Here is a 22,257-nt window from a genome sequence, read left to right on the forward strand (position 1 = left end):
AGCGATCGGTAGAAAGTCAGGTGGTCGGCAGCTCAAGCTGCCGACCACCTGACTTTCTGCCGACCACCTGACGTTCTGCCGGTCACCCGCCCAGGTCGGCGTGCCGCCGGCAGCGCGCCTCGTACGACTCCGCGCCGCCGACGTGGGCGGCTACCGGCACGAGCGCGTCTCCCGGGTCCACCGTGCCGGCGTCGGACACGGACGGCGCCCCCGTGACCCGCACGTGGAACGCGGCGTCCGCGCCGCACACGGAGCACACGGCGGTGAGCTTCTCGACCGACTCGGCGAGCGCCATCAGCTCCGGCAAGGGAGAGAAGGGCTGCCCGTCGAACGTGACCGACAGCCCCGCCACGACCACGACCAGCCCCCGGCGCGCGAGGTCCGCCGCCACGGGCACGAGGCCGGCGCCGAAGAACTGCGCCTCGTCGACGGCGACGAGCTCGACCTCCGCCGCGTCCTCCCGGTCGACGTCTCCGGGCCTCGCGCCGGATCCGGTGCGGGCCTCGACCAGGGCGATGATGTCCGCGGCGTCCGGAACCGTGTGCGACGGCACCCCCATCCCCGAGTGCGAGCTCACCCTGCCGGGGCCGCTGCGGGCGTCCAGCGCATGGCTCACCACCAGCACGCCGCGCCGGGCGATCCGGGCGCGCCGCACGCGGCGCAGCAGCTCCTCGGACTTGCCCGCGAACATCGGGCCGGCGATCACTTCGAGGCGCCCAGCGCCCAGGCCGTCTTTCATGGATGCCATCCAAGCACTCAGCTACGTTGCCGACATGACTGCCGACGTCAGAACCGTACTGTTCCTCCCCGGGCTGGGTGCCGGGGTAGACCCGTGGGACGCCCAGCTGCGCGCGCTGCCCTCCGGGTTCACGGGCCTGGCCCCGGACATCCCGGGGCTCGACCAGGCGGCGACGCCCGGCGAGTTCACGCTCGCGGGTGCGGCTCTGGCGCTGCGTGACCTGCTCGACGAGCGGGGTATCGAGCGAGCGCACGTCTGTGGACTGTCCCTCGGTGCGATGACGGCTACCCAGCTCGCGCTCGACTTCCCCGAGCGGGTCGCCTCCCTCGTGCTCTCGGGCAGCCAGGTCCGACCGCACCCCACGCTGATGCTGATCCAGCGCACGATCATCCGGATGCTGCCGGAGCGCACCGCCGAGGGCATGGCCATGACCAAGGCGCAGTGGCTCGGCGGCGTCCGGGTGGTCGCGGACATTAACTTCCGGGGGAAGCTCGCGACCATCGAGGCGCCGACCCTGGTGCTGTGCGGCAGCCGCGACGTCGCCAACATCCCGGCCGCCCGCGAGATCGCCGCCACCGTGCCGAACGCCGAGCTGCGCATCATCCCGCGCGCCGGCCATCCGTGGAACCAGCAGTTCCCGGAGCTGTTCTCCCGGACCATCGCCGATTTCTACGAGCGGCTGTCGGCAGCCGGCTGACGTTCCCAGCGGTCCCGCCACTCGTCGCGGAGCACGCCCATGACCACAGAGTCGTGGCGCACGCAGTCGACCACCCTGGCTTGACGAAACCGCGCCTCCTCCACGAAGCCCAGCGCCTTCCCGACCTCGAGCATCGCCTCGTTGCCCGACCACGTCGCGAAGTCCAGGCGCACCCACCGCGTGCTCGCGAACAGGAAGGTCGTCCACAGCGCGAGCGCGGTGCGCCCGATCCCCCGGCCCCGCACGGCCGGGTCGTACACGGTGACGCCCATGCGCGCCCATTCCGTCTCGCGCGACTCCCAGTACCACGCCACGGTCCCGACGAGCTCACCGCCGACGTCGACCACCAGCCGGCCCGGCGGCAGCGCTCCTGCGCCCGACGGCGGCGCGGACGACGGCGGATCCGCCGGCTCAGGCTGCGGAGCTCCGGACCCCGGCCAGGCCAGGCCGTGGCTCTGAGCCAGAGCCGTGACGAGGGCGTCGGCCTGTCCCGCGCTAGGCACCGGGTAGTACGGGCCGTCCCAGCGATGCCAGTCGTGCTCCGGCCGCAGCCAGCCGCGGAAGGCGTCCAGGTCGGGAACGGTCCAGCCGCGAAGGGTCACGACCGTTCCGGAGTCCGTCACGCCGCGGGCGAGGCTCTTGACTGTCACGGCTCATCCTCCCCCGGTTCGGGTGCGCGAACGGAAGTCCTTTTTGCGGCAAGGAGTTGGGCATGCACCGGGAGCCCGGAGCATGCCCAACCGTCTCTGGAAAAAACCTCGTTCCCGCGGACCCGCCTACAGGACCCGGGAGACGCCTGGGATGCGCCGCAGCAGGTGGGCGAAGCCCCAGCACAGCGGGATCGAGAGGGCCAGCAGGATCAGGAACTTCACGCCGGCCGGGGCGACCAGCGGAGCGAACAGCACCGCCACGCCGACCAGCACCAGCGGGTGGATGACGTACACCGCGAACGAGTTCTGGGCCGCCCACCGGGCCCACGCCGGTGTGGCGGAGAACCGCTGCCGGAACAGGACCAGCAGCGCCACGACCATGCTCACCGCGAAGACGTTCTCGGCGAGGGAGGAACCCAGCTGGGCGAGCAGCCCGGCACCGGGTGCCGTCGCGAGGGCGGCGGTACCGAGCGCCGGCCCGAGGCTGACGAGCGCCACGACCGCCGCCACGCGCCCCTGCCGCACGGTGAGCGTGGTGAGCCAACCACGGCGCGATGCCAGCAGACCGACCACGAAGAGGATCACGTACTGCGGCAGGTACGCCGGGGAGGGCATGCCGGAGAACTCCCAGTAGGTCCCGGACGGCACCACGAGCCGCCAGAGGAACGTCACGACGGTCAGCAGCGTCACGAGACCCGCGATCCCCCGGAACCGGACCGGCTGGTGCTGGGACTCGGCCACCGTCGAGCCGGCGGCGTCGGGCAGACCGGACCGCACGGCCGAACGGGCGCGCAACGCGCGGAAGGCGGCGTACGCGAGGGACATCACCAGGAGCACCTCGACGAACCAGAGCGGTCCGACGTCACCCGCGGTGAACCAGAACCGCAGGAACGACTCCCCCTCGGCGCTGCGCGCCGGCCACTCCTGCAGGGACAGGACGGGCCGGGCCACCAGCCAGTACGCCGCCAGCGGGACGCCCAGCCGGAGCAGGCGGTCCCTGGCGAAGGTGCCGGCCCCCTTGCGATCCACCGACCCCGGGACGAACAGGCCCGAGAGCAGGAAGAAGAAGCCCATGAAATAGAGCTGGTTCACGACCACGAACAGCATCAGTGCGACGCCCGACGGGCTCGTGCTCGGCTCGGTCCAGTACCAGAGCGGGAGCGCGCCGTAGGTCAGGGCGCTGTGGTGCGCCAGGACCAGCACGGTCAGCAGCACCCGCAGGTTGTCGACGTACCCCAGCCGGGTGGTCGTCGGCCGTACGGCGGTCGTTGTCATCGTGGTCTCCGAGTCATAGGTTCGTTGCTCCGTTGGTTCATTACTCTACTAATGAACCACGGAACACCGCTCGACCGCAAGCCATCCGGCGAGACGGGACGCCCGGGCGCCGTCGTGGGCACAAAAAACGAGGGCCGCCACCTTGCGGTGGCGACCCTCGTGCGGATCAGGTCAGAGGCCGAACAGCCTCGCCCAGAATCCCTTCTTCGGCTCAGGCGACCTCGTCGCCAGCTCCTTTGGGCGGTTCCGGCTGCCCAGTGCCGGAGCCCCCCTCCGGCGCGTCGCTCGTCGGCCGCGCGGCGTCCGCCGGCGAGTCCGCTGAGTCGGGTGAACCAGGAGAGCTCGGCGAGTCCGCCGAGCCGGAGAGCGCGGGCCTCGACGACGCGGTGGCGACGGAGCCCGCCGTCGGCAGCTGGATCTCGTCGAGGGTGGCGGGGCCGTCCTCGGACGAGTCCTTCGTCTCGTGCGCATGCTGCGCGGCAGCGGCGATCGTGGCGAGCGTGGCCTTGACGGCCTCGCGAGCCTCGGACCGCTCCTCGGGCAGGCTGGCGATCGGCGCGGTGGGCTCCAGCACGGGAGCCACCTTGTCCTTGCCCTCCTTGCCGCGCTTGCGGCGCGACCGCGCGGAGCGCAGTGCCTCGTCCGACGCCGCCGGAGCGCCGCCGGAGCTCGTGCCGTTGCCCGACTTCTCGATCGGCTCCTCGTGCACGATGAACCCGCGGCCCTTGCAGTGCTCGCAGGTCTCCGAGAAGGCCTCGACCAGACCCTGGCCCACGCGCTTACGCGTCATCTGGACCAGGCCGAGCGAGGTCACCTCGGCCACCTGGTGCTTGGTGCGGTCCCGGCCGAGGCATTCGACCAGACGGCGCAGCACGAGGTCACGGTTGGACTCGAGCACCATGTCGATGAAGTCGATGACGATGATGCCGCCGATGTCCCGCAGGCGAAGCTGCCGCACGATCTCCTCGGCCGCCTCGAGGTTGTTCCGCGTGACGGTCTCCTCGAGCGTGCCACCCGCACCGGTGAACTTGCCGGTGTTGACGTCCACGACTGTCATGGCCTCGGTGCGGTCGATGACCAGCGAGCCACCCGAGGGCAGCCAGACCTTGCGGTCCATGCCCTTGGCGAGCTGCTCGTCCACGCGGTGCACGGAGAACACGTCGGTGTTCTCGACCCACTTGGACACGCGCTCGCGCAGGTCAGGAGCAAGTTCCTCGACGTAGTGCGCGATCTCGTCCCACGCACCCTCGCCCTGGACGATCAGCGACGAGAAGTCGTCGTTGAAGATGTCCCGGACCACGCGGATCGCCATGTCCGGCTCGCCCTGCAGCAGGGCGGGGGCGTTCGCCTTCTTGGACTTGGCCTGGATCGCGTCCCACTGGCCCTGCAGCCGCTCGACGTCGGCGCGCAACTCGTCCTCGCTCGCCCCCTCGGCGGCCGTGCGCACGATGACGCCGGCGCCCTCGGGGACCACCTCGCGGAGGATCTTCTTGAGGCGCGACCGCTCGGTGTCCGGCAGCTTGCGGCTGATCCCGGTCATGCCGCCACCCGGCACGAACACCAGGTACCGGCCCGCGAGCGTGACCTGGCTGGTGAGCCGGGCGCCCTTGTGGCCGATCGGGTCCTTGGTGACCTGCACCAGGACCGAGTCGCCCGACTTCAGCGCCTGCTCGATCCGGCGCGGCTGGCCCTCGAGTCCCGCGGCGTCCCAGTTGACCTCGCCCGCGTACAGCACGGCGTTGCGGCCCTTGCCGACGTCGACGAACGCGGCCTCCATGGAGGGCAGCACGTTCTGGACCCGGCCCAGGTAGACGTTGCCGGCCATCGACGCCTGCGACTGCTGCGAGACGTAGTGCTCCACGAGCACGCCGTCCTCCAGCACCGCGATCTGCGTGCGGCCGTCCTTCTCACGCACGATCATCGACCGCTGCACCGACTCACGGCGGGCCAGGAACTCGGCCTCGGTGATGATCTGGCGACGACGGCCGTGGTCCCGGCCCTCACGGCGACGCTGACGCTTCGCCTCGAGACGCGTGGACCCCTTGAGCGCGGTGACCTCGTCGGACCGCCCGGAGCGGACTGCGGCGGCCTCGGCGCGCTCGCCCCGCGTACCCCGGCGGCGGCGACGGCGACGGCGACTGCCGGCCTCACCCTCACCCTCACCCTCGCCCTCGGTGTCGCCGGCGTCCTGAGCCGAGTCCTGCTCGTCCTCGTCCTCGGCGGACGCCTGCGCGTCCTCCTCGGAGTCGTCGTCCTGGTCCTCGTCCGCCGAGTCGTCCCCGTCGTCCGTGCGGTTCGCGCGGCCGCCGCGGCGGCCCCGTCCACCCCGGCGCCGACGGCGGCGCGACGGGCGCACGTCCTCGTCGTCGTACTCCTCGAAGTCCGCCGGGGCGAGCTCCTCGAGCTCGACGCCCTCGGCGGCCAGCTCCTCCTCGATCGCGCCGACCTCGTCGACGGCGGCGGCGTCGTCCTCGCTCAGCTCAGCCGCGACGAACTGCGGCGTCGCCGGAGCGATCGCCTCGCGTGCGGGCGCCTCCGCGGGTGCTTCGACGGCGGCCTCGGCCGGCGCGGCGTCCTGACCCTCGGCCTGGACGACCGGCTCGGTGCTGGGTCCCGTACGACGCACTGCCCGGCGGGAACCGGACCGGCGCGCCCTGGGCTCGGCCGGAGCCTCGGTCGCTGCCTGGGGCTCCGTCCTGGCCTCGGTCGCCTGCTCGGCCTGGGCCTCCGCGGGCCGCTCCACAGCGGGCTCCGCCGCCCGCACGGGTGCTTCGGGAGCCGCCTCGACAGGACGCGCGACCGGGCGGGCGAACTGCGGCGTCAGGTCCTGCGGACGCGGCGGCCCGGCGGGAGCCTGGGCACGCCGCGAACGACGGGCGGCCGACTCGTCGGGCGCCTGGAAGAGCAGCGCGGTCGTGGCGAGGCGCGGAACGCGCGTGCCCGACGTCGTCGCGGCGGGTGACACAACAGATGACACAGCAGGTGACACAGCAGGCTGCGCGGGCGTCTCGGTGGCGGGCGCCTCGGCGGCAGGCTGCTGGGCGACGGGCTGCTCGGCGGCAGGCTGCTCGGCGGCAGGCTGCTCGGCGGCGCGAGCCTCGGTCGGCTCCCCTGCCGGACGACGGCTGCTGCGGCGACCGCGGGTCCTCGGGGCCGGCTCGGCCGGGGCGTCGGTGACCGGGGTCGTGGTGACCGGGGTCTCCACCGGCTCCTCGACCGCCTGGGTCCCGGCGGCCGGAGCCGTGTCGGCGGAGACTGCGGCGGCCTCCTCGACCGGCGCGGCCTCGGCGACGGTCTCGACGGCCGGCTCGGCGGTGACGGGCTTGCGACGCGACCGGGCACGCTTCGGGGCGGCCTCGACGGCCGGCTCGACCGGGGTCTCCACCACCGGCTCCGCCTTCTTGCGGGTGCGGCGCTTCGGGGCGGTCTTCTCGGGCTCCGCCGTCGGGCCGCCGGGCAGGATGATGTCGTCGAGGCTCGCGACCTCGCGGGCCGGGGCGTCGACGGACGCCGCCGCGGGTTCGGGCAGCTCGAGGTCGACCGGTGCCGTCTCCTCGGCGGGCGCCGCGGCAGGCTCCTCGACGGAAGCCTCGGGCGCGTCGGCCGGCTCGGCCTCGACAGTGAGATCTGTCTCAGTCGGGACCGTCTCGTTCACGGCGACAGGCTCCGCAGCGACAGGCTCTGCGGCAACAGGCTCGGCCGCCGTCGGCTCGGCGGCGGGCGCGGCCGTCGTCTGCTCGGCAGCGGCGGGCGCGGGTGCCGAGGGGGACGAGATGCCCCGCGTGGCGCGGCGGCGTGGACGCTTGGTGGCCGGTTCGCCGGTCGCGGCGGTCGCCACGACGGCGGTGCCGGCGGTGGTCACCGGCTGCGACTCGGCAGAGGTCTCGGCAGGCCCGGACGGCCCGACGACGATGGGCTCGACGTTCGCCGTCGAGACGACGGACCGGGTGACCCGGCGACGCGGGCGCTTGGCCGGCGTCGTGTCCGCCGGAGCCTCCCCACCAGTGGTGACCTGGGCTGTCGCCTCAGGTGCGTCGTGATCATCCTGTGACCCGATGGTCGAACCGGTGGTGCTGGAAGGCGTCACGTGAGGTGCTCCTGTAGCCGGCGCCCGCCCCACACCACGCGGACCGCCAGGCGGTCGGTCGTCCGGCTATGCATCGCGGCGAAGCGACACATCCGGGCGGAAGTCTCGGCTGCGGCCCTGTTCCTGCGATCTTCGCGGACGCCTGCGGCCACGTTCTGTCGTGACAGCGGCACCGCGTGCGGATCGCGGGCAGTGTTGGACTCTGCAGGCCGCGCAGGGATGTGGGCCTACGCGGGTTCGTCAAGTATCGCACAGGAGACCGGTCCCGCCCTGCCCGAGCCCAAGGCGTGACGCAGGTCGCGTGGCCGGACGAGCAGAACACGGCCCAACTGCATGTAATGTGCCTTGTGAAGACATTCACAAGCACCGGATCCGCCCCGAGCAGCGCCCCGACCTGGCACATCAGGCCTCGCCTCCGAGGGACAGAGCCGTGCGGAGACCTCACAGGAGCCCGGAGTGGAAGCACTCGACCTGGCACGCTGGCAGTTCGGCATCACCACCGTCTATCACTTCATCTTCGTACCGCTCACGATCGGCCTCGCCCCGCTCGTGGCCATCATGCAGACCGCCTGGGTCCGCACGGGGAACGAGCGCTGGCTCAAGCTGACGAAGTTCTTCGGCAAGCTCTTCCTGATCAACTTCGCGCTCGGCGTCGTCACCGGCATCGTTCAGGAGTTCCAGTTCGGGATGAACTGGAGCGAGTACTCCCGGTTCGTCGGCGACGTGTTCGGCGCCCCGCTCGCCATGGAGGCCCTCGCGGCGTTCTTCGTCGAGTCGGTGTTCCTGGGCCTGTGGATCTTCGGCTGGGACCGGCTGAACAAGCGCGTGCACCTGGCCTGCATCTGGGCCGTGGCGATCGCCGTGAACCTGTCGGCCCTGTTCATCCTCGCGGCCAACTCGTGGATGCAGCACCCGGTGGGCGCCCGGTACAACCCGGAGACCGGGCGCGCCGAGATGGAGTCGATCTGGGCGATCCTCGGCAACAACACGCTGTGGGCCGCCTACCCGCACGCGGTGGCGGCGGCGTTCCTCACGGCCGGCACGTTCGTGGCCGGCATCGCCGCCTGGTGGATGGTGCGCCTGGCACGGACCCGGCAGGAGGACGCCGTCGAGCTGGCCCGGACCGTCTACCGGCCCGCCGTGGTGCTCGGCACCGTGGTCATGCTGATCTCGGGCGCCGGTGTCGCGCTGACGGGCGACGCCCAGGGAAAGCTGATGTTCGAGCAGCAGCCGGGCAAGATGGCGTCGGCCGAGGCATTGTGCGAGGGCGAGGAGAGCGCGAACTTCTCGATCCTCACGATCGGCGACCTGTCGAACTCGTGCGAGGGCGTGCGGCACATCCTCGAGGTGCCCGGCCTGGCCAGCTACCTCGGCACCGGCACGTTCTCCGGCGAGGACAGCTACCTGCCCGGTGTCTACGACGTCCAGGAGGAGTACGCCGAGCGCTACGGCGAGACCGACGAGGCGGGCAACCCCATCTCGTACACGCCGAACCTCGCCGTCACCTACTGGAGCTTCCGGCTCATGATCGGGTTCGCCGCCGGGTCCGCGCTGCTGGCCGCGGCCGCCCTCTGGTTCACGCGGCGCGGGCGGATCAGCGACAACCCGTGGCTCGCCCGGATCGGGATCGCCGCGATCCCCACGCCGTTCATCGCCTCGTCGTTCGGGTGGATCTTCACCGAGATGGGCCGCCAGCCCTGGGTGGTCGCCCCCAACCCCACGGGGATCGACCAGATCCGGCTGCTCACGGAGCGCGGCGTCTCGACCGTCGTCAGCCCGGGCATGGTCCTCACCTCGATGATCGTGTTCACCCTGCTCTACGGCGTGCTCGCCGTGGTCTGGTACCGGCTCATGCACCGGTACGCGGTCGAGGGCGTGCCCTCGACGGTGCGCGACGAGTCGCCCGAGGCCGCCGAGGACGAGACCGACCGGCCGCTCTCGTTCGCCTACTGACCACCCGCACCCGAGACTGACAAAGGACGTGACCGTGGACCTCGCACTCGTGTGGTTCTTCCTCATCGCGGCTCTGTGGACCGCGTACCTCGTGCTCGAGGGCTTCGACTTCGGCGTCGGGATGCTCATGTCCCTGCTCCCCCGCGGCGACGCCGCGCACCGCGAGAAGGAGCGGCGGGTGCTGGTCAACAGCATCGGGCCGGTCTGGGACGGCAACGAGGTGTGGCTCATCACCGCGGGCGCCGCCACCTTCGCGGTGTTCCCCGAGTGGTACGCCACTCTGTTCTCCGGCTTCTACCTCCCGCTGCTCGCCATCCTGGTCGCGCTCATCGTGCGTGGCGTCGCCTTCGAGTACCGCGGCAAGATCGCCGACGCCGCCTGGGCCCGCCGCTGCGACATCGCCATCCAGTTCGGTTCCTGGGTGCCTGCGATCCTGTGGGGCGTGATGTTCGCGAACCTGGTGCGCGGCGTCCAGCTCGACGAGAGCTATCAGTACGTGGGTGGCTTCTGGGCCCTGTTCAACCCGTTCGCGCTGCTCGGCGGTCTGACGACGCTCGTGCTCTTCCTGCTGCACGGCGCGGTGTTCGTCGCACTCAAGACCGACGGCGAGATCCGCGCGCGCGCCCGTCGGTTCGCCGGGGTGCTGTCGGTCGAGGCTCTCGTCGTGGCCGGCGGGTGGGCGGTCTGGGCGCAGGTCGCGTACTCCCCGGCCTGGACCTGGGTGGTCGTGGCGGTCGCCGCACTGGCCCTGGTCGGCGTCTTCCTGACGAACCGCGCCGGACGTGAGGGCTACGCCTTCACGCTGTCCGCGCTGACGATCGTCGCCTCGGTGGTGCTGATCTTCGGGTCCATGTTCCCCGACGTCATGCCGGGTCTGGACGGGGGCACATCGCTCAGCATCGCGGCGGCGGCGTCGACCCCGTACACCCTGACCGTCGTGACCTGGGTCGCCGTGGTGCTCACGCCGTTGGTGATCCTGTACCAGGCCTGGACGTACTGGGTCTTCCGGCGTCGGCTGACGGTGGGCCACATCCCGGCACCCGGCGGGCTCACCTGGAAGAAGATCAAGGAGTCGGCGTTCTGAGCGGGTATCTGAGCGGGTTTCTGAGCGGGTCCGGAGGCGTGAGCGCATGAAGCCCCTCGACCCCCGGCTGCTGCAGCAGGTCAGCGCGGCCCGCTGGTACGTGGCGCTGACGGTCGGGCTGGGTGTGGTCGCGGCCGGGCTGATCGTCGCGCAGGCGCTGCTCATCGCGGCGCTGCTCGCGCCGGTGGTGCTCGGAGCGGGCCTGGCCGAGGCGGCGTCGTGGTACTTCGCCGGGCTGGCGCTCGTCGTCGCCGGGCGGGCCGGCGTCGCGTGGGCGCAGGAGCGGTACGCCCTGCGTGCCGCCGCCCGGACCATCGCCGAGCTCCGCCACGCCGTGGTCGAGGCCTGGGCGTCGCGCGGCCCCCGGGTGGGCGTGCCCGCCGCGGTCGGCGGCACGACGGCGGACGGCGGGCTCGGCGCTCCGGCGTCCGGCACCGGACATGGCGCAAGCCCGGAGGCCGAGGTGGCGACCCTCGCGACGCGCGGCCTCGACGCGCTGGAGCCGTACCTCGTGCGGTACGTACCGCAGCTGGTGCTGACGGCGCTGCTCACGCCCGCCCTGGTCGTCGTGGTGCTCGGCCTGGACTGGGTCACGGCGGTGATCCTGTTCGTCACGCTGCCGCTCGTGCCCATGTTCATGGTGCTCGTCGGGCGGCTGACGGCCGGGGCGTCGGAGCGGCGGCTCGCCACCGTCGAGCGGCTCGGCACCCAGGTGCTCGACCTCGTCGCCGGGCTGCCGACCCTCCGCGCCTTCGGGCGGTCGTTCGGGCCCGGGGAACGCGTGCGTGCGCTCGGCGACGCCTCCCGCAGGGCGACCATGGGGACGCTGCGGATCGCGTTCCTCTCGTCGATGGTGCTCGAGCTGCTCACGACGCTGTCGGTGGCGATCGTCGCCGTCGGCGTGGGGCTGCGGCTCGTCGAGGGCGCCATGGAGCTGCAGCCGGCGATCGCGGTGCTCGTGCTGGCTCCCGAGGTGTACCTGCCGCTGCGGCGGGTCGGGGCGGAGTTCCACGCTTCCGTCGACGGTGTCGCGGCCGCGTCCCGGGCCCTCGCGCTCATCCGACCGGCTGGTTCCGTCCGGCCGGAAGGTGCTGCCGCGGCCGCGTCTGATCTGGGGGTGGCCGGTCCGGGGGCGGCCGGGCTGGGGGCGGCCGGCGGTGAGCTCGTGCTGGACGGGATCTCCGTGCGGGCCGCCGGGCGAGGCGTCGTCGCACCCGCCGGGCTGTCGGCCCGGATCCCCCTCGGGTCCGGCGCGGCCGGCGCCGGCCGGATCGTCGCGCTACGCGGGCCGAGCGGGTCGGGCAAGTCGACGGCCGTGCTCGTGGTCCTCGGCCTGCTGGCACCGGACGCCGGACGTGTGGGGCTGCTCGCACCCGGCGGCGCGCTCCGCGACCTCGCCGGTCTGTCGGCCGACGAGCTGGAGGCGTGGTGGGCGGGCCTGACGTGGGTTCCGCAGCGCCCCTCGCTCGCACCGGGGCGGCTGCGCGACGTCGTCCTGGACGGCGCGTCGCACGTGACCGACCCCGCGCTCGCCGAGGCGGCGCGTCTGACCGGGCTCGACGCCGTCGTCGGCGCACTGCCGAACGGCTGGGACACGCGCGTCGGGCTCGGCGGCGTGGGGCTGTCCGTGGGGCAACGCCAGCGCGTGGCGCTCACGTCCGCCCTCCTCGACGACGCCGCCGCCCGGCCGCTGGTGATCCTCGACGAGCCGACGGCTCACCTCGACGCGCGCGGCGAGCAAGCGGTGCTCAACACGGTACGTGCGTGGCGCGATGCCGGGCGGACCGTGCTCGTGGTGGCCCACCGCGCGTCGCTGCTCGGCCTCGCGGACCAGGTGATCGACGTCCGCTCCGCGGCAGACCCGGAGGCATCATGACCACCCCGACACAGCGCCGGTCCGGGACCGCCCGCCCCGACCCCCTGCGCCGCGTGCTGCCGCTGCTGGAGGTCCGGCCGGTCAAGGTGGCGGCGGCGATCGGGCTCGGCGTCCTGGCACTCGCGTGCGCGATCGGGCTCGCGGCGGTCGCCGCCTGGCTGGTCGCCCGGGCCGCGCAGATGCCCCCGGTGCTGACCCTCTCCGTGGCGGTGGTCGCGGTACGGGCCTTCGGGATCGGGCGCGGCGTGCTGCGCTACTGCGAGCGCCTCGCCTCGCACGACGTCGCCCTCCGTGGCATGGCGGCCCTCCGCGCCAACCTGTACGACCGGCTCGCCGCCGACGACCGTCCGGTCACGGTGCGGCGTGGTGAGCTGCTGGCCCGGATCGGACAGGACGTGGACGACGTCGGTGACGTCGTGGTCCGCTCGATCGTGCCGGCGGGTGTCGCCGTCGTGACCTCGCTCGGCTCGGTGATCCTGGTGGGTGTGCTGCTGCCGGCGGCGGGAGCGGCCCTGGCGCTGTGCCTGGTGCTCGCCGGTGTGGTGACGCCGTGGCTCGCGGCCAGGGCCGCTGCCCGGACCGAGGCGCGGGGCGCCGCCGTCCGTGGGGAGGTGACGGCGTTGTCCCTGGAGATCCTGGAGGAGTCGGCGCCGCTGCGCGTGTCCGGGCGGTTCGGCGCGCGGCTGGCCGACCTGGACGCCGCCGACGCGCGCCTGTCCGCCGTCGCCGACGACGGTGCTCGCACGTCCGGGCTGGCCGCTGCCCTGGGGGCGCTGGCCCAGGGTCTCGCGGTGCTCGCCTCGATCGCGCTGGGTATCCCGGCGACGCTGTCGGGCTCGCTGTCCGTGGAGGCGTTGTCCGTGATCGTGCTGACGCCGCTCGCCGTGTTCGAGGCGACGGCCGGGCTCCCCGCCGCCGCCGTCCAGCTGCACAGGTCGAGAGAGGCCGCGCGCCGCCTGCTGGAGCTGCTCCCCGACGCGGCTCCGGTGGCGGACGTCGGGGGCGTCCGCGTGGCTCCGGTGCCGGGCGGCGCCGTGGAGGACGCGGTGGAAGGGGCGGTGGAAGGCGCGGCGGAGGGCGCAGCGCTGCTCGTGCTCGACGACGTCGCGGCCGGCTGGTCCGAGGGTGAGGGCGCGCCGCGGACCGTCGTCGAGGGCGTGTCCCTCACGCTGCGCCCGGGGTCGGTCGTCGCGCTGGCGGGCCCCTCCGGCGTCGGCAAGACGACCCTCCTGATGACAGCGGCCGGCCTCCTCCCGCCCCGTGAGGGACACGTAGGTGGACGGTCGGCAGAACGTCAGGAGGTCGGCATTCCGAGCGACCGACCATCTGACGTTCTACCGACCACCCAAACGGCGCCACGGGCGCGGCTGTTCGTGGCCGAGGACGGGCACGTGTTCGACACCTCCGTGCTCGAGAACCTGCGGGTCGCGCGCGGCGACGTCACGGCGGCCGAGGCTCGCGGCGCGCTCGACGCCGTGGGGCTGGGCGACTGGCTGGCGGCGCTTCCCGACGGGCTGGACACCGTGGTGGGCACGGATGCGGCGGCGGTCTCGGGCGGCGAGCGCCGTCGGCTCCTGGTCGCGCGTGCGCTGCTGGCACCGGCCGCGGTACTGCTCGTGGACGAGCCCGCCGAGCACCTGGACGGCGCGACCGCGGACGCGCTGGTGCGTGCCCTTGCCGACCACGCACGCGAGACCCGCCGGGCGGTGCTGCTGGCGACGCACCGCCTCACCCCGCTGGCGGCCGCCGACGAGGTCCTGCTCCTGGGCCACGACGCCCTCGCCGCGCCCGACGCCCCGGCCGCTGTCACCGCCCGCGGCACCCACGAGACCCTCCGGGCGCACCACCGGGAGTACAGCTGGTCGGCGGCCCAGGAGGAGACGTGAGCCGTTGACGACAGCAGTTCCTGCCGTACGGCACCCCGTCGTGGCAGGAACTGCTGTGGTCAGCCGCTCAGGACCGCCATGGCCGCCGCTCGGCCCGGGATGCCGCTGACGCCGCCGCCTCGGCGGGCGCCGGCGCCCGCGAGCAGCACCCGGGGGTGGTCGGTCGCCACGCCCCAGCGAGCGGCCTCGGCGCCCGGCGTAGCAGGGGCGGTCTCCTCGTCACGAGGCTCGGCGAAGGGCCAGCTCAGGTCCCGGTGGAAGATGTGCCCGCCCGGCAGCCCGACGTCGCCCTCCAGGTCGACCGGCGTGCGCACCTCCAGGCACGGGGCACCGTCGGCGTCGAGGGCGAGCACGTCCTCGATCGGCTCGGCGAGCACGGAGTCCAACGACGTGAGCGTGGCCCGGAGCGCGTGGTCGCGGGCGCCGTCGGGATCCGCGCGGAAGAGGCGCGCAGGCATGTGCAGCCCGAACAGCGTGATGGTCTGCGCGTCGGTCCCGGCGAGCGCCGGCCCGAGGATGGTCCGGTCGGTCAGCGTGTGGCAGTAGATCTCGCTCGGCGGCAGCTCGGGGATCTGCCCGGCGGAGGCCTGGGCGTGCGCCGCCTGGAGCTGGGTCAGCGACTCGTTGACGTGCAGGGTGCCGCTGAACGCGGCGACGGGGTCGACGTCGTCACGCAGCCGCGGGAGGCGTGTCAGGAGCATGTTCACCTTGAGCTGGGCACCCTCCGGGGAGTCGGCCGACGCCGGCGGGTCGCCACCCAGCAGCCGGTCCAGCTCCGCCGGGGCGCACCCGGCGAGCACGTGCCCGCCGGTAACGCCCCGGGTGCGCCCGTCGGCGTCGGTCCACGCGACCTCCACGCCGGAAGCTCCGGGGTCGACGGCGGTGACGGTCGCGGAGGTGACGATGGTCGCGCCGGCGGCGACGGCGGCGTCGCGCAGCGCGCCGGAGACGGCGCCCATGCCGCCCACGGGCACGTCCCAGTCGCCGGTCCCGTTACCGATGACGTGGTAGAGGAAGCAGCGGTTCTGCCGCAGGGACGGCTCGTCGAGGTCGGCGAACGTGCCGATCAGCCCGTCGGTGGCCGCGATGCCGCGCACGACGTCGTCGGCGAAGGTGCGGCGCAGCACCTCACCCAGGGGCTCCTCGAAGAGCGCGCGCCAGGCTTCCTCGCCCACGCCGTCGACCACGAGGTCCCGGACCGCCGACCGCGGGAGCAGCGGTTCGGTGAGCGTCGGCGCGAGGCGGCGGGCCACCTCCGCGGTCATGGCGTAGAAGCGGCCCCACGCCTCGAAGTCGGCGTCGGAACCGGTGAGACGGCGGAAGGAGGCGCGCGTGGCGGCGGCGTCCTGGCTGTCGACGAGGAGGCCGCCGTCTCCCACCGGTGTGTACGAGGACCAGCGGCGGCGCTTCAGGGTGATGGGGAGCCCGAGCTCCTCGATCACCTGTCGCGGCAGGAGCGAGACGAGGTAGGAGTAGCGCGACAGCCGCGCGTCCGTCCCGGCGAACGGGCGGGCGGAGACGGCAGCACCGCCCACGTGGTCGGCACGTTCGAGGACGAGGACGGAGCGTCCGCCACGGGCCACGTAGGCCGCCGCGGTGAGGCCGTTGTGACCGCCACCCACGACGACGACGTCGTACCGCGAACGCATGGAATCGGTCATGGACGCCATAGTGGCATGGGGCACAGATTGCCAGGGCGGTTCCATCACAAGTCGGTATGTGACCTAATCGTGACATTTACGCGACAGGCGGGTACGGTCGATCTCGCCTCTCCAGCAACGGGGAGGTCCAGGTCCGGACGCCGAACCCTGTCACCGGATCTGAGCAGCTAGAACGTGACAGGGACGGGGGAACCAAGTAAGCGGGCACGCAAGTGCCCTAGGGGTGAAGCCTCCTCGCGAGGCCGGGTGATCGCTCTCCCCATCCGAACCCGACAGCTCACTTCGTAGGCGTCTGAGGAGAACACTGGTGACCGTACTCACCGACCGCACCCACGACTGGGCGGACGACCAGGCAAACCGCCCCAGCAACCGGGGCAGGCACCGCGCCGACGGCCCCGCGCTCACCCCCTTCACCGCACTGACCCAGATCGCCGCCGAGAATGCTGCCCGGACCGGCGCCATCGCGGTCGTCACGTCCGGCATGCTGGCGTCGGTCTTCGCCCAGACCGCGCACACCGCACCCGCCGAGACGCACACGCAGGCCACGCTCGCGGGCGCGACGCCGGTCAGCAACACCGTCGACACCACGACCCGCGCCAGCGTCTCCGAGAACCTGGTGACCAAGGTCAAGGTCACGCAGGACGCCGACTTCTACGCCGAGCGCGGACGGGTGTCCGTGACTCCGTACGCCGAGACCGAGGCAGGCATCGCCGAGGCCAAGGCGAAGGCCGAGGCGGAGGCTCGCGCCAAGGCAGAGGCCGAGGCGAAGGCGCAGGCCGAGGCCGAGGCAGCCGCCGCTGCCGAAGCCGCTGCCGAAGCTGCGGCCACCGCGGAGGCCGAGACGGTCGCCGTCGTCGAGAACGTCGCCGACGCCTCCGGTCTGGGCCAGCAGGCCGTCAACCTCGCCCTCGAGTACGTCGGCGTGCCCTACGTGTGGGGCGGAGCCTCCCCCAGCGGCTTCGACTGCTCCGGGCTCATCCAGTACGTCTACGGCCAGCTCGGTGTCTCGGTTCCCCACAGCTCGAGCGCGATCTCGACGATCGGGCGTCAGGTCTCCGCCGCCGAGGCCCAGCCGGGCGACATCGTGTGGACGCCCGGGCACGTGGCCCTCTACGCCGGGAACGGCATGGTCGTCGAGGCCCAGCAGCAGGGCAAGCCGGTGCAGTACGGCAAGATGTGGCAGAACAACCCGGTGTACATCCGGGTGACGGGCTGACCCTCCCGTCCCCACGCCGGACCACGAGGTGTGTCGCGCCAGGCTCCCTGGTCGCGACACACCTCGTGCTCGTCCGGGAGCACGTCAGGTAACGTCCCGGACGTGAAGATCCTCGTACCGGACGTGCCCTTCGACCTCGACTTCCCGTCCCTGCTTCCCGACGGCGGAGCCTCCTTCGCACCCGGCGGTACCGACACCGTCGTCGCCTACGCGATGAACGAGCCGGTCCCCGAGGAGCACACCGACGCCGAGATGCTGGTCACCTGGTCCAGCCCGCCCAAGGTCCTCGCCGACGCCGCCCGCCGGATGCCCCGGCTGCGCTGGGTGCAGACGCTCTCGGCCGGCCCGGACGTCGCCCTGCGGGCCGGGTTCGGCCCCGACGTCGTGATCTCCTCCGGCCAGACCCTGCACGACGACACCGTCACCGAGCACGCGCTGGCGCTGATCCTGGCGACCGTTCGCCGCATCGACGTCTCCCTCGCCGCGCAGCGGGAGCACCACTGGGCCAAGGAGATCGCGTTCGCCCAGGCGGACCCGGGCACCGAGCGCGAGTACACGCTCGACGGCGCGCGTGTGACGGTCTGGGGGTTCGGGTCCATCGCCCTGCGGCTGTCCCCGCTGCTGACGGCGCTGGGTGCGCAGGTCACCGGCGTCGCCTCGGGCGCGGGTGAACGGTCCGGCTACCCCGTGGTGGGCCCCGACGGCCTGGACGCCCTGCTGGCGGAGACCGACCTGCTCGTCTCCCTGCTGCCCGCGGTGCCCGCCACCCGGCACATCCTCGACGCCCGCCTGCTGAGCCTGCTGCCGCCGTCGGCGCGATTCGTGAACGTGGGGCGGGGTGCGACGGTGGACGAGGCCGCACTCATCGACGCGTTGCGTTCCGGGCGGCTCGCCGGCGCTGCGCTCGACGTCATGGAGACGGAACCTCTGCCGGAGGGCTCTCCGCTCTGGGACGTCCCGAACCTGATTCTCACGCCCCACGTGGCGGGCGGGCGTCCGCGCGGCGCGGCCCGGTTCCTCGCCGACCAGCTCACGGCCTGGCGAACGGACACCGAGAGCATCCGGAACCGAGCCCCCCGCTGACCAGCCGTTGAGTGCTGGCTATTTGTGGTCTGGCGTGCTCCCGGCCCACAAATAGCCAGCACTCAACGGGAGTGGTTATGGGGTGCGGGGCGCGGGGCCGGCTGGCAGACCGGGCAGCTGAACGAGGACCGGTTCATGAACGCGTCCCGGCGCACCAGCGCGCCACAGCGACGGCACGCCTCGTTCTCCTGCCCGTACACCGCGAGCGAGCGGTCGAAGTAGCCCGACTCGCCGTTCACGTTGACGTACAGCTCGTCGAAGCTGGTGCCGCCCTGGACCAGCGCCTCGCGCATCACCTCGGCCGCCGAGTCCAGCACACGGCGCACGTCCGCGACCCGGAGCTTGTCGGTGGGCCGCGCCCAGTGCACCTTCGCCCGCCACAGCGCCTCGTCGGCGTAGATGTTGCCCACGCCGGACACGACGGTCTGGTCCAGCAGCGCCCGCTTCATCTGGGTCCGACGGCGGCGCACGCGGCCCACCAGGCCGTCCAGGTCCAGGTTCGGGTCGAGCAGGTCACGGGCGATGTGCGCGACCGGCTGCGGGAGCAGGGGCAGGTCCGAGCCGTGCCCGGCCGGGATGCTCGACGCCGGTGCGGCGTCGGCGGGTACCAGGTCCTGCACGCTCAGGTGCCCGAACGTGCGCTGGTCCACGAAGTCGAGGTAGCGCGCGCCGGAGGGGGCGCCCGTCAGGTGCAGGCGGACCCGCAGGTGGGGGTGCTGCCAGTCGTCAGGGTTCGGGTCCTGGTCCGGGTCCTGGTCCGGGCCCGACGGCAGGACGGCGGTCGCCGCCGGATCCTGCACACCGCTCACCGTGGCGCCGCGCACGAGCAGCTGACCCGACATACCGAGGTGCGCCAGGAGCGCAGCCGCGGGGGTCTCGACAAGCTCGACCAGCGGGTTCGATGCGGGCGGTGTGGGATCGTCCAGCGGCAGCCAGAGGAACTTGCCGCGGCGGACGGCGGCGCTCAGCCGGCGTCCGACGAGCTGGTCGCGGAACGAAGCCGGACCGCCGTCGTGCCGGCGGACGCTGTACTCGCGAAACACCTCGACGTCGCGCACGGTCGCGCCGACAACAAGCCTGTCGAGGCCGTCCCGGACGGTCTCGACCTCGGGGAGCTCAGGCACCGGTGGCCGGCGCCTTGCTCCCGGAGGTGTCCGCGGCGACACTCTCTCCGTCGTCCCCCGGCTTGGACAGCGGGAACTTCTCCAGGAGCGCCCGGTAGGTCTCCTCGGCCGCGCCCTGCTCGGCGTGCTTCTTCGCGCTGCCTGAACCGGACCCGTAGGTGACGCCGTCGATCACGACGGTCGAGTGGAAGACCCGGGCATGCTCGGGACCCTCGAACGTGGCGATGTAGTCGGGCGCGCCCAGTCCGCGTTCGGCGGAGGCCTCCTGCAGCGACGTCTTCCAGTCCAGGCCTGCACCCAGGCCCGCGGCGACGTCGAGCGTCGAGTCGACGAGGCGGTGCACCAGCGCACGCGATGTCTCCAGGCCGTGCGACAGGTAGGTGGCGCCGATCAGGGCCTCCACCGTGTCGGAGAGGATCGAGTCCTTCTCGAAGCCGCGCGTGCGGATCTCACCCTTGCCGAGCAGCACGTACTTGCCGAGGCCGAGCGTCCGCGCCACCGCGGCCAGCGCGCGCTGCGACACGGTCGCCGCGCGCATGCGCGCCAGGTCACCCTCGGACAGGTCGGGGTGACGCCGGTACAGCGCCTCCGTGACCACGAGCCCCAGCACGGCGTCGCCCAGAAACTCCAGGCGCTCGTTCGTGGGGATGCCACCGGCCTCGTGGGCGAACGACCGGTGAGTCAGTGCCAGCACAAGAAGCTCGGGGTCCAGATGGACCCCGAGCTTCTCGAGCAGCGCGGTAGGTTCCGGCCTCGCCGGCGACGTCCCGCCCTTGGCCACGTCAGCCCGCGTGAACGGTCTTCAGGGCGTCGCGGTACGTGCGGCCCTTGTAGGTGCCACACGTCGGGCACGCCGTGTGCGGCAGCTTGTTGCCCTGGCACTGCGGGCAGGTCGTGAGGGTCGCTGCGGTGGTCTTCCACTGCGAGCGACGCGCACGGGTGTTGCTGCGCGACATCTTGCGCTTCGGAACAGCCACGGCTAGCTCTCTTTCGTCTCGTCCGACACGCTCGTAGATTCGAGCATGCTCTGAAGCGCCGACCAACGAGGGTCGACTACGTCATGTTGATGACCGGGGTCGTCAGCCAGGCGTGCTCCACACTCGGAGCACAGGCCCGGGCAGTCCTCCCGGCACAGCGGTTGAAATGGTAGTGCAGTCACTACCGAATCCCGAAGCACAGGCTCCAGGTCGGCATTGTCGTCGTCGTCCAGGACTGACTCTTCGTCCTCTACGTCGACGTCCCCCGCCTTGACCGACGCCGCGACCTTCTCGGGGTACGCGAACAACTCGGTGACATCGACCGTGAGCTCACGAGTGATGTCGTCGAGGCAGCGGCTGCACTCACCCTTTGCCGTGCCGCGGACCGTGCCGGAGACCAGCACGCCTTCCATCACGGACTCGAGTCGAAGATCCAGCTCGAGGTCGGAGCCTTCCGGGATACCGATCACGGCGGTACCGAGGTCCGACGGCGCCTGCACGGTCGCGCTGTGCGTACGCATCGATCCGGCACGCCGAGACAGCTCGTGCGTGTCGAGCACGAGCGGTGAGTTCGGTTCGCGGGAAATAACAGACTCCATGAAAGGCAGTGTCCGAGAGGACGGTGAAGGGGGGTGGACCCGGCGCAAGCCATCACGCCACGGGCCAAAAACCAATCCTACGACATGGAACGGGGCTCACGCGCGCCCGTACGGGGTGACAGCCCTCACGGGCTAGCCCGCCGGCTGTCCCAGCGCGGACCGCAACGCCGCGACGACACCCGCCGGCACCAGGTCGTCGACCGGTCCGCCGTGCCGCACGATGTCCTTCACCAGCGATGACGCGACGTGCGCGTAGCGCTGGTCGCCCGGCAGGAAGATCGTCTCGACGCCCGACAGGTGCCGGTTCATGAGCGCCATCGGCTGCTCCGCGTCGAAGTCGCCGCCCCCGCGCAGGCCCTTCACGACGGCGACCGCTTCGACCTCACGGCAGAAGTCCACCAGCAGCCCCGGCACGACGGCGACCCGCACCCGCGACATCGCCGGTTCGGTCTGGGCGACGGTGAACACGGCCGCCCGCACGAGCTCCGCGCGCGTCTCCAGGTCGAGCAGGCCGGACTTCCCGGGGTTCTTGGCGATGCCGACCACCACGTCGTCGAACATCGAGGCGGCGCGGCGCACGATGTCGAGGTGGCCGAGGGTGATGGGGTCGAACGACCCGGGGCAGACGACTGTGGTCACGCGTCCACGCTATCCGACGGCCCTGGGTCCGACGGTTCTGGGTCCGACGGCTCCGAGTCCGACGGTTCCGGGTCCGACGGCTCCGCGTAGTAGACCGCCGTCTCCCCGTAGTCCTTGCGTGCGAACGGGGCGAGGCCTTCGGGCCAGGCGGGTTCGGGCGTGCGGATGGACCGCTCGACGACCACCACCGCGCCGTCGGCGAGGACGCCCGGCGTCGCGAGGTGCGTCAGCACGACAGCGAGCGACTCCTCGTCGAGGTCGTAGGGCGGGTCGAGGAAGACGAGGTCCAGGGCCGCCGTGGTGCCGGCGGTCGCGCGGGCGGCCGCACCGGTCTCGGGACGCACGCCCCTGGCCGCCAGCGAGGCCGCGAACCGCTCGGCCGTCTCGGTGGCGACCCGCACCCCGGTCAGCCCCAGCCCTGCGACGTTCCTGCGCGCGACGTCCGCTGCGGGCCGCGCGCTGTCCACGAGGGTCACGGCGACGGCGCCCCGGCTGGCGGCCTCCAGCCCGAGCGCCCCCGAGCCGGCGTAGAGGTCGAGCACGCGGGCACCGTCGAGCACACCGAGGTGCTCCAGGCGGGAGAAGATCGCCTCGCGGACGCGGTCGCTCGTGGGGCGGGTGCCCTTGGCCGGCACCGCGATGGTGCGTCCGCCCACTGAGCCCGCGACGATCCTGGTCACGCCGCGAGCCTAACCCGCCGGCCGAGCCGCA

General features: G+C 72.6%; 18 protein-coding genes and 1 riboswitch. Of the genes, 7 read left to right on the plus strand and 11 right to left on the minus strand.

Annotation, left to right across the window (positions count from 1 at the left end):
- Positions 1 to 82: 82 nt before the first annotated feature.
- A complete protein-coding gene (locus tag LUU90_RS08840) occupies positions 83 to 739 on the minus strand; it encodes a thymidine kinase (RefSeq protein ID WP_275003228.1) in 657 nt (218 codons plus the stop codon).
- A 34-nt stretch (positions 740 to 773) separates the two neighbouring features.
- On the opposite strand from LUU90_RS08840, the gene LUU90_RS08845 reads away from it, so the two are divergent.
- A complete protein-coding gene (locus LUU90_RS08845) occupies positions 774 to 1,436 on the plus strand; it encodes an alpha/beta fold hydrolase (RefSeq protein WP_275003009.1) in 663 nt (220 codons plus the stop codon).
- On the opposite strand, the gene LUU90_RS08850 is transcribed toward LUU90_RS08845, so the two are convergent.
- The 3 genes from LUU90_RS08850 to LUU90_RS08860 form a co-directional block, all read right to left on the minus strand.
- Positions 1,409 to 2,086 (minus strand): GNAT family N-acetyltransferase, encoded by a 678-nt coding sequence (locus LUU90_RS08850; protein ID WP_275003010.1) that lies wholly within the window; start codon positions 2,084 to 2,086, stop codon positions 1,409 to 1,411. The two genes, LUU90_RS08845 and LUU90_RS08850, sit on opposite strands and share 28 nt — an antisense overlap.
- A gap of 126 nt (positions 2,087 to 2,212) precedes the next feature.
- Positions 2,213 to 3,361, minus strand: a complete 1,149-nt coding sequence (locus LUU90_RS08855; protein ID WP_275003011.1) for an acyltransferase family protein — start codon at positions 3,359 to 3,361, stop codon at positions 2,213 to 2,215.
- Between the two features lie 211 nt (positions 3,362 to 3,572).
- The gene (locus tag LUU90_RS08860; protein ID WP_275003012.1) at positions 3,573 to 7,448 is read right to left on the minus strand and encodes an Rne/Rng family ribonuclease; all 3,876 of its coding nucleotides are present in this window, start codon (positions 7,446 to 7,448) and stop codon (positions 3,573 to 3,575) included.
- 456 nt (positions 7,449 to 7,904) lie between these two features.
- Here LUU90_RS08860 and LUU90_RS08865 point away from each other — a divergent pair, with 456 nt between their 5' ends.
- The 4 genes from LUU90_RS08865 to cydC are packed head-to-tail and all read left to right on the plus strand — an operon-like array spanning position 7,905 to position 14,247.
- Positions 7,905 to 9,401 (plus strand): cytochrome ubiquinol oxidase subunit I, encoded by a 1,497-nt coding sequence (locus LUU90_RS08865; protein ID WP_275003013.1) that lies wholly within the window; start codon positions 7,905 to 7,907, stop codon positions 9,399 to 9,401.
- Positions 9,402 to 9,435: 34 nt separating this feature from the next.
- On the plus strand, positions 9,436 to 10,485 hold the full coding sequence (gene cydB / locus LUU90_RS08870; protein WP_275003014.1) for a cytochrome d ubiquinol oxidase subunit II: 1,050 nt from the start codon (positions 9,436 to 9,438) through the stop codon (positions 10,483 to 10,485).
- A gap of 46 nt (positions 10,486 to 10,531) precedes the next feature.
- A complete protein-coding gene (gene cydD, locus LUU90_RS08875; protein ID WP_275003015.1) occupies positions 10,532 to 12,361 on the plus strand; it encodes a thiol reductant ABC exporter subunit CydD in 1,830 nt (609 codons plus the stop codon).
- Complete coding sequence (gene cydC, locus LUU90_RS08880) at positions 12,358 to 14,247, plus strand: thiol reductant ABC exporter subunit CydC (RefSeq protein ID WP_275003016.1); 1,890 nt, start codon at positions 12,358 to 12,360, stop codon at positions 14,245 to 14,247. Before cydD ends, cydC begins: the two co-directional genes overlap by 4 nt.
- A 59-nt stretch (positions 14,248 to 14,306) precedes the next feature.
- Here cydC and LUU90_RS08885 read toward each other — a convergent pair whose 3' ends face one another.
- Positions 14,307 to 15,908, minus strand: a complete 1,602-nt coding sequence (locus tag LUU90_RS08885) for a phytoene desaturase family protein (protein ID WP_275003017.1) — start codon at positions 15,906 to 15,908, stop codon at positions 14,307 to 14,309.
- A gap of 155 nt (positions 15,909 to 16,063) precedes the next feature.
- Positions 16,064 to 16,215: riboswitch (cyclic di-AMP (ydaO/yuaA leader) on the plus strand.
- On the opposite strand from LUU90_RS08885, the gene LUU90_RS08890 reads away from it, so the two are divergent.
- Both LUU90_RS08890 and LUU90_RS08895 read left to right on the plus strand, forming a co-directional pair.
- Positions 16,216 to 17,124 carry a C40 family peptidase gene (locus LUU90_RS08890; protein ID WP_275003018.1) on the plus strand — a complete coding sequence of 303 codons (909 nt, stop codon included), beginning with the start codon at positions 16,216 to 16,218 and terminating at the stop codon, positions 17,122 to 17,124.
- A gap of 102 nt (positions 17,125 to 17,226) precedes the next feature.
- Positions 17,227 to 18,207: an NAD(P)-dependent oxidoreductase gene (locus LUU90_RS08895; protein WP_275003019.1), complete on the plus strand. Its 981-nt coding sequence runs from the start codon at positions 17,227 to 17,229 to the stop codon at positions 18,205 to 18,207.
- 62 nt (positions 18,208 to 18,269) lie between these two features.
- On the opposite strand, the gene mutM is transcribed toward LUU90_RS08895, so the two are convergent.
- The 6 genes from mutM to rsmD all read right to left on the minus strand — a co-directional run bounded on the left by mutM (position 18,270) and on the right by rsmD (position 22,226).
- Positions 18,270 to 19,331, minus strand: coding sequence for a bifunctional DNA-formamidopyrimidine glycosylase/DNA-(apurinic or apyrimidinic site) lyase (gene mutM, locus LUU90_RS08900; protein ID WP_275003020.1), 1,062 nt, complete (start codon positions 19,329 to 19,331; stop codon positions 18,270 to 18,272).
- Positions 19,324 to 20,112, minus strand: a complete 789-nt coding sequence (gene rnc, locus LUU90_RS08905) for a ribonuclease III (RefSeq protein ID WP_275003021.1) — start codon at positions 20,110 to 20,112, stop codon at positions 19,324 to 19,326. Before rnc ends, mutM begins: the two co-directional genes overlap by 8 nt.
- A 1-nt stretch (position 20,113) precedes the next feature.
- Positions 20,114 to 20,308: a 50S ribosomal protein L32 gene (gene rpmF / locus LUU90_RS08910; RefSeq protein ID WP_108495103.1), complete on the minus strand. Its 195-nt coding sequence runs from the start codon at positions 20,306 to 20,308 to the stop codon at positions 20,114 to 20,116.
- Between the two features lie 2 nt (positions 20,309 to 20,310).
- Positions 20,311 to 20,907 (minus strand): YceD family protein, encoded by a 597-nt coding sequence (locus tag LUU90_RS08915; RefSeq protein WP_275003022.1) that lies wholly within the window; start codon positions 20,905 to 20,907, stop codon positions 20,311 to 20,313.
- Between the two features lie 132 nt (positions 20,908 to 21,039).
- Complete coding sequence (gene coaD, locus LUU90_RS08920) at positions 21,040 to 21,546, minus strand: pantetheine-phosphate adenylyltransferase (protein ID WP_275003023.1); 507 nt, start codon at positions 21,544 to 21,546, stop codon at positions 21,040 to 21,042.
- Positions 21,543 to 22,226, minus strand: a complete 684-nt coding sequence (rsmD, locus tag LUU90_RS08925) for a 16S rRNA (guanine(966)-N(2))-methyltransferase RsmD (protein ID WP_275003024.1) — start codon at positions 22,224 to 22,226, stop codon at positions 21,543 to 21,545. The genes coaD and rsmD overlap by 4 nt, the downstream gene beginning before the upstream one ends.
- Positions 22,227 to 22,257: the final 31 nt, after the last annotated feature.

The organism is Promicromonospora iranensis (assembly GCF_028994775.1).
Taxonomy (GTDB): Bacteria; Actinomycetota; Actinomycetes; order Actinomycetales; family Cellulomonadaceae; genus Promicromonospora; species Promicromonospora iranensis_A.